14 protein-coding genes and 1 tRNA gene are annotated in these 16,216 nt (G+C 67.3%); 10 read left to right on the forward strand and 5 right to left on the reverse strand.

Features of this window, described 5'->3' with window-relative positions:
• Positions 1 to 7 precede the first annotated feature (7 nt).
• The 8 genes from ASD77_RS09695 to ASD77_RS09730 all read left to right on the forward strand — a co-directional run bounded on the left by ASD77_RS09695 (position 8) and on the right by ASD77_RS09730 (position 6,068).
• A complete protein-coding gene (locus ASD77_RS09695) occupies positions 8 to 451 on the forward strand; it encodes an ExbD/TolR family protein (protein WP_055940381.1) in 444 nt (147 codons plus the stop codon).
• Entirely contained in the window at positions 441 to 1,481 is a 1,041-nt protein-coding gene (gene tolA / locus ASD77_RS09700; RefSeq protein WP_055940384.1) for a cell envelope integrity protein TolA, read from the forward strand. The genes ASD77_RS09695 and tolA overlap by 11 nt, the downstream gene beginning before the upstream one ends.
• A gap of 101 nt (positions 1,482 to 1,582) precedes the next feature.
• Positions 1,583 to 2,902: a Tol-Pal system beta propeller repeat protein TolB gene (tolB, locus tag ASD77_RS09705; protein ID WP_055940386.1), complete on the forward strand. Its 1,320-nt coding sequence runs from the start codon at positions 1,583 to 1,585 to the stop codon at positions 2,900 to 2,902.
• A gap of 66 nt (positions 2,903 to 2,968) precedes the next feature.
• Positions 2,969 to 3,484, forward strand: coding sequence for a peptidoglycan-associated lipoprotein Pal (pal, locus tag ASD77_RS09710; protein WP_055941241.1), 516 nt, complete (start codon positions 2,969 to 2,971; stop codon positions 3,482 to 3,484).
• Positions 3,485 to 3,520: 36 nt separating this feature from the next.
• Complete coding sequence (ybgF, locus tag ASD77_RS09715; RefSeq protein WP_055941242.1) at positions 3,521 to 4,333, forward strand: tol-pal system protein YbgF; 813 nt, start codon at positions 3,521 to 3,523, stop codon at positions 4,331 to 4,333.
• Between the two features lie 64 nt (positions 4,334 to 4,397).
• The gene (queE, locus tag ASD77_RS09720; RefSeq protein ID WP_055940389.1) at positions 4,398 to 5,081 is read left to right on the forward strand and encodes a 7-carboxy-7-deazaguanine synthase QueE; all 684 of its coding nucleotides are present in this window, start codon (positions 4,398 to 4,400) and stop codon (positions 5,079 to 5,081) included.
• Positions 5,082 to 5,252: 171 nt separating this feature from the next.
• On the forward strand, positions 5,253 to 5,918 hold the full coding sequence (queC, locus tag ASD77_RS09725; RefSeq protein ID WP_055940392.1) for a 7-cyano-7-deazaguanine synthase QueC: 666 nt from the start codon (positions 5,253 to 5,255) through the stop codon (positions 5,916 to 5,918).
• 74 nt (positions 5,919 to 5,992) lie between these two features.
• Positions 5,993 to 6,068, forward strand: a tRNA-Lys gene (locus ASD77_RS09730).
• A 185-nt stretch (positions 6,069 to 6,253) separates the two neighbouring features.
• On the opposite strand, the gene ASD77_RS09735 is transcribed toward ASD77_RS09730, so the two are convergent.
• Both ASD77_RS09735 and ASD77_RS09740 read right to left on the reverse strand, forming a co-directional pair.
• On the reverse strand, positions 6,254 to 6,676 hold the full coding sequence (locus ASD77_RS09735) for a hypothetical protein (protein ID WP_156383542.1): 423 nt from the start codon (positions 6,674 to 6,676) through the stop codon (positions 6,254 to 6,256).
• 350 nt (positions 6,677 to 7,026) lie between these two features.
• Positions 7,027 to 7,392 carry a hypothetical protein gene (locus tag ASD77_RS09740; protein ID WP_055940398.1) on the reverse strand — a complete coding sequence of 122 codons (366 nt, stop codon included), beginning with the start codon at positions 7,390 to 7,392 and terminating at the stop codon, positions 7,027 to 7,029.
• Between the two features lie 199 nt (positions 7,393 to 7,591).
• On the opposite strand from ASD77_RS09740, the gene ASD77_RS09745 reads away from it, so the two are divergent.
• Positions 7,592 to 9,634 carry a M3 family metallopeptidase gene (locus ASD77_RS09745; protein WP_055940402.1) on the forward strand — a complete coding sequence of 681 codons (2,043 nt, stop codon included), beginning with the start codon at positions 7,592 to 7,594 and terminating at the stop codon, positions 9,632 to 9,634.
• Positions 9,635 to 9,753: 119 nt separating this feature from the next.
• Positions 9,754 to 11,940 carry a glycoside hydrolase family 3 N-terminal domain-containing protein gene (locus tag ASD77_RS09750; RefSeq protein ID WP_055940406.1) on the forward strand — a complete coding sequence of 729 codons (2,187 nt, stop codon included), beginning with the start codon at positions 9,754 to 9,756 and terminating at the stop codon, positions 11,938 to 11,940.
• On the opposite strand, the gene ASD77_RS09755 is transcribed toward ASD77_RS09750, so the two are convergent.
• The 3 genes from ASD77_RS09755 to ASD77_RS09765 form a co-directional block, all read right to left on the reverse strand.
• Positions 11,937 to 12,389, reverse strand: a complete 453-nt coding sequence (locus tag ASD77_RS09755; RefSeq protein ID WP_055940410.1) for a hypothetical protein — start codon at positions 12,387 to 12,389, stop codon at positions 11,937 to 11,939. The two genes, ASD77_RS09750 and ASD77_RS09755, sit on opposite strands and share 4 nt — an antisense overlap.
• A 103-nt stretch (positions 12,390 to 12,492) precedes the next feature.
• Positions 12,493 to 14,286 (reverse strand): DNA helicase RecQ, encoded by a 1,794-nt coding sequence (gene recQ, locus ASD77_RS09760; RefSeq protein ID WP_055940412.1) that lies wholly within the window; start codon positions 14,284 to 14,286, stop codon positions 12,493 to 12,495.
• A 1,313-nt stretch (positions 14,287 to 15,599) separates the two neighbouring features.
• Positions 15,600 to 16,157, reverse strand: a complete 558-nt coding sequence (locus tag ASD77_RS09765) for a Dps family protein (RefSeq protein WP_055940417.1) — start codon at positions 16,155 to 16,157, stop codon at positions 15,600 to 15,602.
• Between the last annotated feature and the right edge of the window lie 59 nt (positions 16,158 to 16,216).

The following is a 16,216-nucleotide window of genomic DNA, read 5'->3' on the forward strand; positions in this document are numbered from 1 at the left end:
GCCCACCATGGCCGGAAGCATCTTCCATCGCAAGCGGCGCAAGCTGAAATCCGAGATCAACGTCGTGCCCTACATCGACGTGATGCTGGTGCTGTTGATCATCTTTATGGTCACCGCACCGCTGCTCACGCTGAGCGTGGACGTGAAGCTGCCGTCGTCCAATGCCAAGGCGGTGGAGACGCGCAACGAGCCGGTCATCGTGATCGCCTATCCGGACGGGCGTTACGGCCTGAAGCTGCCTGAAGCCAAGCAGCCCGAGGTACTGGACGCCGCCACGCTCGAGTCCCGCGTCGCGGCGATCCGCGCCGAGCAGGGCGACGAACTGCGCATCATGGTGGCGGCCGAAGGTGCCGCGCCGTACCAGAAGGTGCTGGATGCGATGGATGTCCTGCGCCGGGCAAAGGTCGGCAATGTCAGCCTGATGACCAACGCGGGCGGCAATGCACGCTGAAGTACTCCAGCGACCGCCGTCCCCGCAGGACGAGGGGCTGGGCCGTGCGGTCGCTTGGGCCGTCGGCCTGCATCTGCTGTTGCTTGCGCTGCTGCTGCTGTCGCCCTATTTCACGTGGGACCGCGAGCGCCTGAACGCCGCGGGTTCGCAATCCATGGAAGCCACGCTCGACGTTTCCGCCGCCGATCAGCGCGCGGTCGAGCAGGCCCTCGACTTCCAGCCCGCGCCGATGCCCGCGCCCGTGCAGGAGCCCGCGCCCGAGGACACCATTCCGCCGCCGCAGCCCATTCCCGAGCCCGCACCGCAGGACGCGCCGGTGGAGCGGCAGGCGCAGGCGCAGGAGCGCATCTCGGTGCCGGATACCGTCGACCAGGACGAAGCCCGCCGCGATGCCATCTCGCAGGAGAAGGCGTTGCAGGAACAGGAGGCCAAGCGCCGGCAGGAACAGATCGACCTGACCGAGCGCAAGCGGCAGGAACAGGCCGAGCAGCAGCGCCGGCTGGCCGCGCAACAGGACGAAGACCGGCAGAAGCGCATCGCCGCCGAGGCCGCGCAGAAGGCCGAGGCCGACAAGAAACGTCTGGAAGAGATCCGCCGGCAGCGTGCCCAGGCGGCGCGCGAAGCCCAGCTGGCCGAACAGAAACTGCGGCAGCTCGCCGATGCGCGTGCGCGCCAGGCAGCGGCGTCCGCCAATCAGGCCCAGTACGGCGCCCCCTCCGGACCTGCGGGGACCGGCGGCACCGACGAGGACCTGCGGGGCCGCTACGCCGCCGCGATCCAGGAAGCGGTGCTGCGCCAGTGGACCCGGCCGGAGTCCGTACCCGTGGGCACGCGTTGCCGGGTGGTGATCCGCCAGTTGCCGGGCGGCGATGTGGTCAGCGCCGAGGTGCAGCCGGGCTGCGCGATGGATGCGGCCGGCCAGGATTCGATCGAACGCGCGGTCCTCAAGGCGCGGCCGCTGCCGTACCGGGGATTCGAGCCGGTGTTCGCGCGCACCCTGACCCTCAATTTCGAGGCGCGGGACCGTTGATTTCACGCGGCGTTTCGCTGCCCTCCGTTCACAATTGTTAAAATGTTCACGCGTCGGCTGGTATCCCTTTGCCGCCCCGCCCAACCGCCGAGTCGTTGCCCATGAAGAAGCCGCTGCGCTGGTTTGCTCTGATCCTGTTCACCCTGGCCCCGATGCTGGCGTCCGCCCAGCAGCAAGGCCTGGAGATCGACATCATCGGCGGCAACGCCTCGGCCCTGCCCATCACCGTAGTACCGATGCCCTACCAGGGCACCGCTGCGGCGCCGCCGACCGACGTGTCGGCCGTGGTGCGTGCCGACCTGGAGCGCTCCGGCGCCTTCCGCACGCTGCCGGAAGCCCGCATCACCGAGCGGCCGACGCGGGGCGCTGAGATCCGGTACCCCAGCTGGCAGGCGCTGCGGCAGGACTACATCGTGGTCGGTCGCGTGGTCGATGCCGGCGATGGCGGCTACCGCGTGGAGTACGAGCTGTTCGACGTCGCCAAGCAGGAGCGCATGCTCGGCCTGGCGATGACCGCCCGCTCCAATGCCCTGCGTGATGTCGCCCACCAGATGGCCGATGCCATCTACGAGAAGATCCTCGGCGTGCGCGGCGCCTTCTGGACCCGCATCGCCTACATCACCGCCGCCGGCACCGGCAAGGCCACGCGTTATGCGCTGATGGTCGCCGACTCGGATGGCTTCAACCCGCAGACCGTGGTGCGCTCGGCCGAGCCGCTGCTGTCGCCGTCGTGGAGCCCGGACGGCCGCAAGCTGGCCTACGTGAGCTTCGAGAGCGGCAACTCGGCCATCTACATCCAGGACATCTCGACCGGTGCGCGCGAGAAGATCGCCAGCTTCCGCGGCATCAACGGCGCGCCAGCGTTCTCGCCCGACGGCCGCCAGCTGGCACTGACGCTGTCGCGCAGCGGCAACCCGGAGATCTACGTGATGGACTTGGGCAGCCGCTCGCTGCGCCAGCTGACCACCACCTCCGCGATCGACACCGAGCCGGTGTGGAGCGCGGATGGCAGCACCCTCTATTTCACCTCCGACCGTGGCGGTCGCCCGCAGATCTACCGCGTACCGGCCGCCGGCGGCAGCGCCAGCCGGGTGACGTTCGAGGGCAACTACAACGCCACCGCCAGCGTGTCCTTCGACGGCAAGAAGATCGCCGTGGTGCAGGGCAGCGGCAACAACTACCGCATCGCCCTGATGGACAGCAGCCTGGGCGGCGCCCGCTGGACGTCGCTGTCGCCGGGCTCGCTGGACGAGTCGCCGAGCTTCGCCCCCAACGCCAGCATGGTGCTGTACGCCGCCCGCGAAGGCGGGCGCGGCGTGCTGTACGCCGTCTCCGCCGACGCGCGCGTACGCCAGCGTCTGGTCGTGGCCAATGCGGACGTGCGTGAGCCGGCATGGTCGCCCTACCGAACCGCTCGTTAAGTTTGTGTCTACAATACGACCCCTCGCTCCACCTGTCCCCCTGTTCCAATGACGCAAGGAATGACCATGAACAACACCACCCGTGTTCTGATGCTGTCCCTGATGTCGGTTGCCGTGCTGGCCGGCTGTAAGAAAGCCGTCAAGCCGGAAGCGCCGGCCGATACCACCACCACCGCGCCGACCACCCCGACCGCGCCGACCACTTCGGGCGTCTACGGCCCGAACGACCTCGACACCGACGCCTGCCTGCGTCAGCGCGTGGTCTACTTCGACCTCGACCAGGACGCCCTGAAGCCGGAGTTCCAGGCCATCATGGGTTGCCACGCCAAGTACCTGCGCGACCGTCCGTCCTCGCGCATCACGCTGGAAGGCCACGCCGACGAGCGCGGCAGCCGCGAGTACAACCTGGGCCTGGGCGAGCGCCGCGGCAATGCCGTCAACTCGGCCCTGCAGGCCAGCGGTGGCTCGGCCAGCCAGCTGACCGTGGTCAGCTATGGCGAAGAGCGTGCGGTCTGCACCGATTCCAGCGAGTCCTGCTGGTCGCAGAACCGTCGCGTCGAGATCGTCTACACGGCGAAGTAAGCCGACATCGTCACGATGATCGCGAAGAAGACGTACATGCTGGTTCTCGCGGCGGCCCTCGTGGCCGCCGCACCCGCGCAGGCGCAGCGCGTCAGCCTGGCCGATCGCGTGGCCGCGCTGGAGGCGAAAGCCAACAATCCGCAGCAGAACCTGGACCTGCTCAACAAGGTCACCCAGCAGGAAGCGGAACTGCGCGAGCTGCGCGCGCAGCTGGAGCAGCTGCAGAACGAGAACGCGCAGCTCAAGCAGCAGGGTCGCGACCAGTACCTCGACTTGGATGGACGCCTCAACCGCTTGGAAGGGGGCGCCGCCCCGGCCCCGGCCGGTCCGCCGTCCGCGTCTCCGCCCCTCGGCAATGTGCCTGTGTCCGCGCCTGCCGCCACGCCTGCGCCGGTCGATGCCGCGATGGCCGAGCCGGCGCCCAGCGTCCACGGCGACATGGGCGCCCTGTCCGCCGCCGGCGACGAGCGCACCGCCTACAACGTGGCCTTCGACAAGCTCAAGGCCGGCGACTACGCCGATGCCGCCCAGCTGTTCACCAGTTTCCTGCAGCTGTACCCCAGCGGTGTGTACGCGCCCAATGCGCTGTACTGGCTGGGCGAGAGCTATTACGTCACCCAGAATTACGCGCTGGCCGCAGACCAGTTCCGCGCGCTGCTGGCGCAGTACCCGACCCACGACAAGGCGTCCGGTGCGCTGCTGAAGATCGGCCTGTGCGATTACGGTCTGGGCAAGCTGCCCGAAGCGGAGCGCACGCTCGGCGAAGTGATCGCCAAGTACCCGGGCACCGATGTCGCCCGCACCGCCGACGACCGCCTGCGCGCCATCCAGCTCGGCCGCCTGCGCTGAGTCCAGGACTCCCGGCGCTCCGTAGCGGAGGCGCCAGGCCGGCAGGGCGTATCATGCGCACCCCATGAACGACGCCACCCGCCCCAGCGAGATCGTCCAGTCCCCGCTGGAACGCCTCAAGATCACCGAGATCTTCCTTTCCCTGCAGGGAGAGGCGAATGCGGTCGGCTGGCCCACGGTCTTCGTCCGCCTGACCGGCTGCCCGCTGCGCTGCCAGTACTGCGACACCGCGTACGCCTTCCATGGCGGCGAGTGGCGCGAGATCGACGATATCGTCGCCGAGGTCCTCCGGCAGGGGGTCCGCCACGTCTGTGTCACCGGCGGCGAACCGCTGTCGCAGAAGCGCTGCTTGCTGCTGCTGCGGAAGCTCTGCGATGCCGGGCTCGATGTCTCGCTGGAAACCTCCGGGGCGATCGACATCGCCGACGTCGACCCGCGCGTCGCGCGCGTGGTGGACCTGAAGACCCCCGACTCGAAGGAAATGGCGCGCAACCGGTTGGAGAACATTCCGCTGCTCACCGCGCGCGACCAGGTGAAGTTCGTGCTCTGCGGACGCGCCGACTACGAATGGGCGCGCGGCATGGTCGCCGAACACCGCCTGGCCGAGCGCTGCGACGTGCTGTTCTCGCCCAGCAAGTCCGACCTGTCGCCGCGCGAGCTGGCCGACTGGATCGTCGAAGACCGCCTGCCGGTGCGCTTCCAGATGCAACTGCACAAGCTGCTGTGGAACGACGAGCCGGGGCGTTGAGCAGACTGGCGCGATTAAGGCTGCTGTTGCCGTCATCCCAGCGCACGCTGGGATCCATCTTGCTTCTCCGCTTGGAAAGAGCATGGACGCAACGGCAACATGGATCCCAGCGTACGCTGGGATGACGCGTCTACTGTGCTCCCGAATCCTTCTTCACGAACCAGACACCCCATGAAAAACGCCGTCGTCCTTCTTTCCGGTGGCATGGACTCCGCCGTCGTCGTTGCCATCGCCCGCGAGCAGGGCTTTGCCGTGCATGCGCTGAGCGTGCGCTATGGCCAGCGCCACACTTCCGAACTTGACGCCGCCGCGCGCGTCGCCGCCACGCTTGGGGCCGTCGCGCACAAGACCGTGCACGTGGACCTGCGCAGCATCGGCGGGTCGGCGCTGACCGACGACATCGAGGTGCCGGAGGCCGGTAGCCCGGGCATTCCCGTGACCTATGTGCCGGCGCGCAACACCATCATGCTGTCGGTGGCGCTGGGCTGGGCGGAAGTGCTGGGCGCCAGCGACATCTTCTGCGGCGTCAACGCGGTGGACTATTCGGGCTATCCGGACTGCCGGCCCGAGTTCATCGAGGCATTCGAGCGGCTGGCCAACGTGGCGACCAAGGCCGGCGTGGAAGGCGCCGGCCTGCGCATCCAGGCGCCACTGCTGCGCATGAGCAAGGCCGACATCGTGCGCGAGGGCGTGCGCCTGGGCGTGGACTTCGCGCAGACCGTGTCCTGCTACCGGGCCGACGATCAGGGCCGCGCGTGCGGGCACTGCGACGCCTGCCGCCTGCGCGCCGCCGGCTTCGCCGATGCCGGCGTGCCCGACCCCACGCACTACGCGTGAGCCGGGCGGATTTCGCCCCGTCGCGGACGATGCGCTAGAATGCACACCCCGGCGCAAGGCCGGGATGCGTTTCCGGGCCGTTAGCTCAGTCGGTAGAGCAGAAGACTTTTAATCTTTTGGTCGAAGGTTCGAATCCTTCACGGCCCACCAACTGCATCAGAGACTTAGGGCAGGGCAGTCTCAGCTCCGTAATATGCTTCCGTAAAAGTCGTCCTATTTCGGCAGCTCGGCCTTCAGGGCTGAAGCCAGTTGAGACCTTCCGAAATCGAAAGCCGCAAAGTAAAGAGGCCGCTATTGAGGCGGCCTCTGCGTGATTGAGAAGGCAGTTGGGTCGCTCAGCCTAGAGGCTGGAGGGTGCAGCTGGTAACGAGCTCCTGCCGGTATCCCACCATCAACCAAGTGCCATCGCCCTGCCTGGTGTAGTTGGACACGGTCTGAACGTTTTGGGAGCAAACGCTGATCGACACGGTGCTACCCGGCGGCATGTTCGCGTATTCGGGGCCAAGATTCCCAATGCAGCCGGCGTAGTTGCACCCGCCCAAGGACGCGATCCCATTTGTAGGTCGCCTGCCGGCTCCACAAGCAACGGAATCGACCTGGATGCGGATGGTGTCCGCGCCTTCGGGGACGATCGCTCTCTGCTCCTTCGCTACCCCGATGGATTTGGTCATGTCTACATTGCGGGAGAACTCGCGATTGAGGTCCGCTGCAATTCGCACAAATTCCTTGTCGGATCGACGGTAGTTGTAGGTGCTCACGTCCGCGCTGCAGTGCTCGACCTTGGCCACTGGAGAGGCGCCAATCCCTGCAGCGTGAGAGGGCGGGGAAGGCACGAGTGATGCGGTTGCTACGCTAGCCAGAAGAGCTCCAATCAGAAGTCCGTTCTTCATTTTGAATCTCCGTAAAAAATGAAATCGTCCATACATCTATTTGATGCGAAAGCTTGAACGAGTGGCTCGCTTTCGCAACTCACTATCTCGCATCGTGCCAGTCTGAAAGTCGCCGTCTGTCGGTTGCGTGCTTGCAATTCGCTACACATAGATACGTAAACAGAGGTAGAAACGAGCCATGGAGCTGATTGTGCGCACTCCAAAGAAGTGCAGCGTGTTCAAGTGACGTCGGATGGCTTTACACGCGGAACGCTCAGGTCGTAGACCTTCATCATGGCGGGACTTACGCCGAGCGCGGTCTGCTTGTCGGCGACGTTGCCCTCGGTGTCAGTGCCGCCCTGGCGCTTCAGGTCGTGCAGGTTGAAGCGCTGCTCGTCGGAGATCACACCATCGCGGATCGAGGCTTTGATCAGTCGCTGCCAAGCGCTGTCCGGGCCGTCCTTGGTGAGCGGCTCGCCGTCTTCGGGCAGGAACAGGAAGCGCGCCTCCAGGCGCAGCTGCAGCGGTTGCTGGCGGCGCTCGATGACAGCGAAACTTCCATGGCGCCCCTTTTGCCCTGAAGGCTGATACCAGGAGCCGGCCACGTTTCAAAAACCAATGGCGTATTGGGCCCTCAGGACCTTCTATTATCGGACCCGACCTAAGCCTCCCCACTAAATTTCCTGGCGGCCTTTGCCGGTGCTCCGGGCGCCCCCATATCCCTGTCGACGCTGCGCGGGCCAGGCTCGCCAGTCCCGATGCTTGCCGCCTTCGCGGCACACACCAACTCCCCAGGTGCCCCCCATGACCAACCCCCTGCTCGACTTCTCCGGCCTGCCGCGCTTCGACGCCATCCGACCCGAGCACATCGCGCCCGCCATCGACCAGTTGCTGGCCGAGGCCGAGGCCGCCGTGAGAGCGGCGGAAGCCGTGGTCCCGGTGACCTGGGACGCCTTCGTCGTGCCGCTGGATGACGCCACCGAGCGTCTGGCCCGCGCCTGGAACCAGGTGACCCATCTGGAAGCGGTGACCAACACTCCCGCGCTGCGCAGCGCCTACAACGTCCAGTTGCCCAAGGTGACGCGCTTCTGGAGCGCGCTGGGCCAGAACCTGGCCCTGTTCGACCAGTACCGCGCGCTGGCCGATGCGCCCGAAGCGGCGCAGTACGACGAGGCGCGCCGCAAGGTGCTCGAAAACGCACTGCGCGACTTCCGGCTGGGCGGCGCCGAGCTGCCGGATGAGCAGAAGGCCCGCTTCGCCGAGGTGAAGGAAGAACTGGCCGGCCTGTCGGCAAAGTTCTCGCAGAACGTGCTGGATGCCACCGACGAGTACGAGTTCTGGATCAAGGACAAGCAGCACCTCGGAGGCCTGCCGGCCGACGTGGTGGCGGCCGCGCGCGCGGCGGCCAAGGCCGACGACGAGCCGGGTTGGAAGTTCACCCTGCAGATGCCGTGCTACCTGCCGGTGCAGGCGTACGCCGACGATCGCGCGCTGCGCGAGACGCTGTACCACGCCAATGCGGTGCGCGCGTCCGAACTGGCGGACAACGAGGCGCTCGACAACTCCACGCTGATCGACCGCATCCTCGCCCTGCGCGCCGAACTCGCCGCGCTGCTCGGCTTCGCCAGCTACGCCGATTACTCGCTGGCCACCAAGATGGCCGACACCCCGGATGAGGTGCTGGCATTCCTGCGCGACCTGGCCGTACGCGCCAGGCCGCATGCGCAGCGCGACCGCGAGGAATTGGAAGCCTTCGCGCGCGAACAACTCGGCCTGGAAACGCTCGAAGCCTGGGACCTCGCCTACGCCAGCGAGAAGCTCAAGCAGGCGCGCTACAGCTTCTCGGCGCAGGAAGTGAAACAGTACTTCACCGAGCCGGCAGTCCTCGCCGGCCTGTTCGGCGTGATCAATGATCTTTACGGCCTGCGCGTCGAGCAGGACGAAGCCCCCACCTGGCATCCCGACGTGCGCTTCTATCGCCTAGTCGATGGCGATAACGCGCTGGTGGGCCAGTTCTACCTCGATCTGTATGCCCGCGAAGGCAAGCGCGGCGGTGCGTGGATGGACGACTGCCGCAACCGCCGTGACACCGCGCACGGCACGCAGACGCATGCTGTACAAACACCTGTCGTCTATCTGGTCTGCAACTTCGGCAAGGGCATGGACGGCAAGCCGGCGACCTTCAGCCACCACGATGTGACCACGCTGTTCCACGAAATGGGTCACGGCCTGCACCAGTTGCTGACGCAGGTGGGCGAGTTGGGCGTGGCCGGCATCAACGGCGTGGAATGGGATGCGGTGGAGCTGCCCAGCCAGTTCATGGAGAACTTCTGCTGGGAATGGGCGCGCGTGCAGGCGATGACCGCGCACGTGGACACCGGCGAGCCGCTGCCGCGTGCGCTGTTCGACAAGATGGTCGCGGCCAAGAACTACCAGAGCGGCATGGCGACGGTCCGCCAGCTGGAGTTCGGTCTGTTCGACATGCAGCTGCACAGCGGCTTCGATGCGGCCGACGACACCGTGCTCGCGCTGCTGGACCGGGTGCGTGCGGAGGTGGCGGTGAACATCCCGCCCGCGTTCAACCGCTTCCCGCACCAGTTCAGCCACATCTTCGCCGGCGGTTACGGCGCGGGGTACTACAGCTACAAGTGGGCCGAGGTGCTCAGCGCCGATGCCTACGAGGCCTTCGAGGAGGCGCCCGCCCTGGTCGCGGACACCGGTGCGCGTTTCCGCCGGGAGGTGCTGGCACGGGGCGGAAGCCGGGCGGCGGCCGACAACTTCCGCGCGTTCCGCGGGCGTGCGCCGCGGATCGATGCCCTGCTGCGCCATTCGGGCATGGCGGGATGATGCTCGGCCTCAGGGACGGAATGCCGCCCGAAAGCCCGTCCCGCGGGGTTTGACCCGACCTGTAAACGTTTTCATAATGGCTCCCCCGTAACACCCGCGTTTCCGGGAGGATCGCCTACATGCCGCATCAGCGAAGGATCGAAGGCCTGATCGCCGAGATGACGCTGGAGGAAAAGATCGGCCAGCTCGGTGCCTTCGCCGACGCACTGCGGCCGTTCGCCTTCGACGTCAATCCGGAGACCTTCGCCCGCGATGCCGAGCAGGTGCGCGAGCAGATCCGCAGCGGGCGCGTCGGCGCCCTGTTCAACGGCGTGGGCGCGGCGGAAGGCCGCGAGGCGCAGCGCATCGCGGTGGAAGAGAGCCGGCTCGGCATTCCGCTGCTGCTGGGCGCCGACGTCATCCACGGCATGCGCACGGTGTTCCCGATCCCGCTGGGCGAAGCCGCCAGCTTCGAGCCCGACCTGGCCGAGCGCACCGCGCGCGCCACCGCGAAGGAAGCCACGGCGGCCGGCATCCACTGGACCTTCGCGCCGATGGTCGATGTCGCGCGCGACCAGCGCTGGGGCCGCGTCGCCGAAACCTCCGGCGAGGATGTCTACCTGTCCTGTGAATTCGCCGCCGCCCGCGTGCGCGGTTTCCAGGGCGATGACCTGACCGCCGCCGATTCGCTGCTCACCACGCCCAAGCACTTCGCCGCCTACGGCGCGATCTCCGCCGGCCTGGATTACAACTTCGTCGACATGGCGCCGCAGACGCTGCGCGACGTGCACCTGCCGCCGTTCAAAGCGGCGATCGATGCCGGCGCGCTGACGCTGATGAGTTCGTTCAACGACATCAACGGCGTGCCGGCCTCGGCCAACCGCGAGCTGCTGACCGACCTGCTGCGCGGCGAGTGGAAGTTCGAGGGCTTCGTCGTCTCCGACTACACCTCCGACCTGGAACTGATCGCGCACGGCTATGCCAGCGACGAAGCCGATGCGGCGCAGAAGGCGTTGTCGGCCGGCCTGGACATGAGCCTGCAGAGCGGCATCTACGCCGGCCATGTCGCCGCGCTGGTCGAGCAAGGCCGGCTGTCGATGGCGCAGGTGGATGAGGCCGTGCGCCGCGTGCTGTACGTCAAGGCCGCGGTCGGCCTGTTCGACGATCCCTACCGCTGCCTCGACGCCGAGCGCGAAGCCGACCAGTCGCACATCGCCGCCCACGACGCGCTGGCGCGCGACTGCGCGCGCCGCTCCATCGTGCTGTTGAAGAACGACGGCGACCTGTTGCCGCTGAAGAAGGCCGGCCAGCGCATCGCGCTGATCGGGCCGTTCGCGCAGGACACCGCCAACCTCGGTGGCTGCTGGAACATCTTCGGCGATGCCGCGCGCATGGTGGATGTGGAAACCGGTGTGCGCGCCGCGCTGGCCGATCCGTCTGCGCTGGTGGTCGTGCCGGGAAGCGATATCGAAGAGGCCGTCGATGGCGGCATCGATGCGGCGGTCGCCGCCGCGCGCGATGCCGACGTGGTGCTGCTGGCCGTGGGCGAGCCGCACGAATTCTCCGGCGAAGCGCAATCGCGCACGCAGATCGTGCTGCCCGCCGCGCAGCAGGCGCTGGCCGACGCGGTCGCCGCCACTGGCACGCCGATGGTCGTCGTGCTGCGCAATGGCCGCGCGCTGGCGCTGGAAGGCGCCGTGCGCGAGGCGCAGGCGATCCTGGTGGGCTGGTTCCTGGGCACGCAGACCGGGCCGGCGATCGCCGACGTGGTGTTCGGCGACTACAACCCGTCCGCGCGCCTGCCGGTGAGTTTTCCGCAGGACGCCGGCCAGCAGCCGTACTTCTACAACCATCCCGCCACTGGCCGTCCCAACGTGCCGGGTACGCCGCGCTTCTTCCAGACGCGCTGGCGCGAGGTCAGCCACGCCGCGCTGTATCCGTTCGGCCATGGCCTGTCGTACACCCGCTTCGACTACGGCGTGCCGCAGCTCGATACGCAGACGCTGGGCTGGAACGACACGCTGACCGTCCGCACGCGCATCACCAACAGCGGCACGCGGGCAGGCGAGGACGTGGTGCAGCTGTACCTGCGCGACCGCACCGCCAGCCGCGTGCGTCCGGTGCGCGAACTGAAGCGCTTCCGCAAGATCGCGCTGGCCGCGGGCGAAGCGCAGGACGTGGTGTTCACGCTGCAGCGCGCCGATCTCGAGTTCCACGGCGTCGACAACCGTCCGGTCGCCGAGCCGGGCCTGTTCGATCTGTGGGTGTCGCCGTCGGCGGCGACGGGCGAGGCGGTCAGCTTCGAGCTGCTGCCGGCTGAGCGCTAGGGGCGCGGCGCGCCGCGCATCATCGGGCCGCCGGGGTAGCCACCGTAGGGCCCGTAGTAGCCGCCGGGGCCGTCGTAACGGTCGACGTTGATGTTGAAGTTGAACGTGCGCGGCTTGCCTTCGTCGTCGTACGTGGTCTTGCACAGGTTGAGGTTGACCGCGTTGTAGGTGCTGCGGCCATGCCCCTTGCTGTAACCGATGCCGGTGGTCACGCTGCCCGACACGCCGTCGCCATCGTCGTCGCCGTAGTACACGCAGGGATCGACAGGGACGGGCGGTGCTGCGTCCTTCACGCGCGCCGGCTGCCGGTCGCCGTACCAGGTGCCGGGCGGATCCTTCGCATGGGTCGCGGATGCGGGAAGGCTGAGGTCCAGGGCTTCCGCACTGGATTGCGCCAGGGCGGGCGCCGTGGCCAGCAGGGCCAGCAGAATGGCGGGCAGGGTCTTCATGGGGAATCCCGGAGCGGCGGGCCGCCGGCTGGCGGACCTGAAAGGCAACCTAACAGCCGTGGATTGAACGTCGGCTGATACGGATGGCTGCGGGCAGGGAACTTCATCCCGCCGCACCCAGCGCTTCCAGCACGCGCTGGCCATAACGCTCCAGCTTGGCGCCGCCGATGCCGCCGACCCGCGCCAGGTCGTCCAGCGTGGCGGGCTGCTGCTCGGCGATGTTGCGCAGCGTGCTGTCGTGGAAGATGACGTAGGCGGGCACGTTCTGCTCGCGGGCCAGTTGTGCGCGCAGGTCGCGCAGCAACTGGAAACGCGGCAGGTCGGCCGGCTGCACCGGCACGCCGCTGCGCGCGCCGCGGTCGCGTTCGCGGCGTTCGCGCTGTTCCTTGCGCAACTGCAGGCGACGCTCGCCGCGCAGCACGCTGCGGCTGCCCTCGGTCAGGCGCAGGCTGCCGAATTCGCCATCCACCTCCAGCAGTCCGCAGGCCACCAGCTGCCGGAAAACGCTGCGCCAGGTGCCGGCGTCCAGGTCCTTGCCGATGCCGTAGGTGGTCAGATGCTCGTGGCCGCATTGCTGGATGCGCTCGCTCTGGCTGCCGCGCAGTACGTCGATCACGTGGTTCACGCCGAAGCGCTGGCCGCTGCGGTAGACGCAGCTCAACGCCTTCTGCGCGGCCTCGGTGGCGTCCCAGGTCTCGGCCGGGCTCAGGCAGTTGTCGCAGTTGCCGCACTCGTGCGGATAGGTTTCGCCGAAGCCGGCCAGCAGCACCTGCCGCCGGCACTGGGTGGATTCGCAGTAGCCGAGCAACTGGTCAAGCTTGCGCCGCTCCAGACGCTTGCGTTCCTCGCCGGCCTCGGATTGCTCGATCATCTGCTTGAGCAGCACCACGTCGCCCAGGCCGTAGCACAGCCAGGCTTCGGCGGCCTCGCCGTCGCGGCCGGCGCGGCCGGTCTCCTGGTAATACCCTTCCATCGACTTGGGCAGGTCCATGTGCGCGACGAAGCGCACGTCCGGCTTGTCGATGCCCATGCCGAAGGCGATGGTCGCCACCATGACGATCCCGTCCTCGCGCAGGAAGCGGCGCTGGTTGTGCGCACGCACGCTGGCATCCAGGCCGGCGTGGTAGGGCAGGGCGTTGAAACCCTGTTCGGCCAGGTAGTCGGCGAACTGTTCCACCCGCTTGCGCGACAGGCAGTAGACGATGCCCGCCTCGCCCTTGTGCTTGCGCAGCATGTCGCGCAACTGGTGGCGCGCGTTGTCCTTCTGCACCACGGTGTAGCGGATGTTGGGACGGTCGAACGAACTGACGAACTTCTCGGCCTCGACCAGGTTCAAGCGCTCGGCGATCTCGCGCTGCGTCGGCGGGTCGGCGGTGGCGGTCAGCGCGATGCGCGGCACGTCCGGCCAGCGCTCGTGCAACAGGGTCAGTTCGAGGTATTCGCGGCGAAAGTCGTGGCCCCAGGCCGAGACGCAGTGCGCTTCGTCGATGGCGAACAGCGCGATGCGGCTGCGGTCCAGCAGCGACAGGAAGCGGCCGGTCAACAGCCGTTCCGGCGCCACGTACAGCAGGTCCAGCTCGCCGCGCAGCAGGGCCTGTTCGACCTGCTGTGCCTCGTCTGCCGCCAGCGAGGAGTTGAGGAACGCCGCGCGTACACCCAATTGGCGCAGTGCATCCACCTGGTCCTGCATCAGCGCGATCAGCGGCGAGACGACGATGCCGGTGCCCTCGCGCAGCAGCGCGGGCACCTGATAGCAGAGGGACTTGCCGGCGCCGGTCGGCATCAGCACGAGGGCATCGTGGCCGGCGGCGAGGTGTTCGACGATGGCCTGCTGATGGCCACGGAAAGCGCTGTAACCGAAGACGCGCTGCAGTGTTTCGAGGGCGGGGGACGACATGGGGACAGGATACCGTGGTGCGGAGTGTCGGACCGGTTTTCGGGCGCCTGGGGATATCGGAAATAGGAGGGGCGAGGGGTAGGAGTTCATCCTGATTCGAGCGGGCCGCATTAGGCCCCTCTCCCTGCGGCGACCGAAGGAAGTCCCCGTGGGAGAGAGGGGCTGGGGAGAGGGCCAACGGAGCCCGTGTCTTCGATCTGTCCATGGTCGATACCGCATCGGCGATGGCGTTTCGCTAATCCGGCGGGTTTTGGAGCCCCTCTCCCTGTGGGAGAGGGGTTGGGGGGAGGGCCAACGAAGTCCATGTCTTCGCTCTCCATGATGTTTCCCGCATGCGCTATGGGTTTTGGCTCCCTGGCCTTGCGGGATGGGGCTCTCTTCCCGGACGTATGGTGCCGCTCGCCGCGGGGACCCTACTTGACCAGCCATTCGGCTGTTGAAAAGCGCCTCTTTGCTTGTGCAAAGAAAAGTAGGCAAAAGAAAGCACACCCCGGCGGTCCGCCCGCCGCAAGCGGCGGGTGCGCAGTCCCGGCGGGAATTTTCGTAAGGGCCATCCTGGCCCATACGAAAACGGCGCACGTCCTGTGCGCCGCCCATGCGGGGTTTTACCCGCCGGGACTGCCGGACCTCAGGGGGGCCAGGAGCCGAAGTAGACGCGTTCGAGCACGCAATCTGCTCTGCTGTTGCTCCTGCTTTTGGGTCCCCATGAGGCACGGCGGGTGGGCCGGGTAAAACCCGAAGGGCGCCGCCCCGGATGGGCGGCGTTTTCGTATGGCACAGGGATGTGCCTTACGAAAATCCCGGACCACTCGCGGACCCGGAGCGCGCAGCGCGGAGGGCGTGCCGCCTGGGGTGTGTTTCTTTGATTCTTTCTTTGCACAAGCAAAGAAGCGCTTTTCAACAGCCGAATGGCTGGTCAAGTAGGGCCCCCGCGGCGAGCGGCACTACCTCCAAGGAAAGAAAAGCGCGTCCCGTCAGGCCATCAAAAACAGAGCCCGTCGCGGATCTGGTGGCCGCCAACGCAGGGCGAAGGCACGGACTTCGTTTGGCCCTCACCCCAACCCCTCTCTCCCACGGGGACTTCCTTCGGTCGCCGCAGGGAGAGGGGCTTCAGAGCCCGCGTGGCCAGCGAAGCGTCATCGGGGATGTGGTGTGAATACGAGCGGATCGGAGGCACGGACTTCGTTGGCCCTCTCCCCAACCCCTCTCTCCCACGGGGACTTCCTCCGGTCGCCGCGGGGAGAGGGGCTTTGAGGGGCCGAAAGCAAAACGCCCGGACCAGCCGGGCGTTCTGCGCTCTACTCGGGCATGGCTTACTGCAGCAGCGAGCGCAGCATCCACGCGTACTTCTCGTGCGTCTGCAGACGCTGCGTCAGCAGGTCCTCGGTCGGGGCATCGTCGGCGTCGTCGGCGATGTCCAGCACCTTGCGGGCCGTGCGACAGACCGCCTCGTTGCCCACCACCAACTGGCGGACCATCTCGCGCCAGTCGGCGCTGTCGGTCAGGCCGGGCTCTTCCGGGATCGAGGTGAGGCTGACGAACTCGCGGTACGAACCCGGCGCATTGAACCCCAGCGCGCGGATGCGCTCGGCGATCTCGTCCAGCGCCGTCCACTGCTCGGTGTACTGGGTCTCGAACATCGTGTGCAGCGAATTGAACATCGCGCCGGTGATGTTCCAGTGGAAATTGTGGGTCTTCAGGTACAGCGTGTAGCTGTCGGCGAGGAAGCGCGACAGGCCGTCGGCGATCTTCTTGCGTTCGCCGCTGCTGATCCCGATATCGATGTTCGGTGCCGACGGGGCTGCCGCCAGCGGCGCCGCCACGGAGGCGGCCTTGGTCTTCTTGGCGGGCTTGGGCTTGGTCTTGGCCATGCGGAATCTCCTGAGGGTGGGTTGAGGCGGCACAATAGACACACTAGAACATGTGGCGT

This window comes from Pseudoxanthomonas sp. Root65 (genome assembly GCF_001427635.1).
In the GTDB taxonomy this organism is placed as follows: Bacteria; Pseudomonadota; Gammaproteobacteria; order Xanthomonadales; family Xanthomonadaceae; genus Pseudoxanthomonas_A.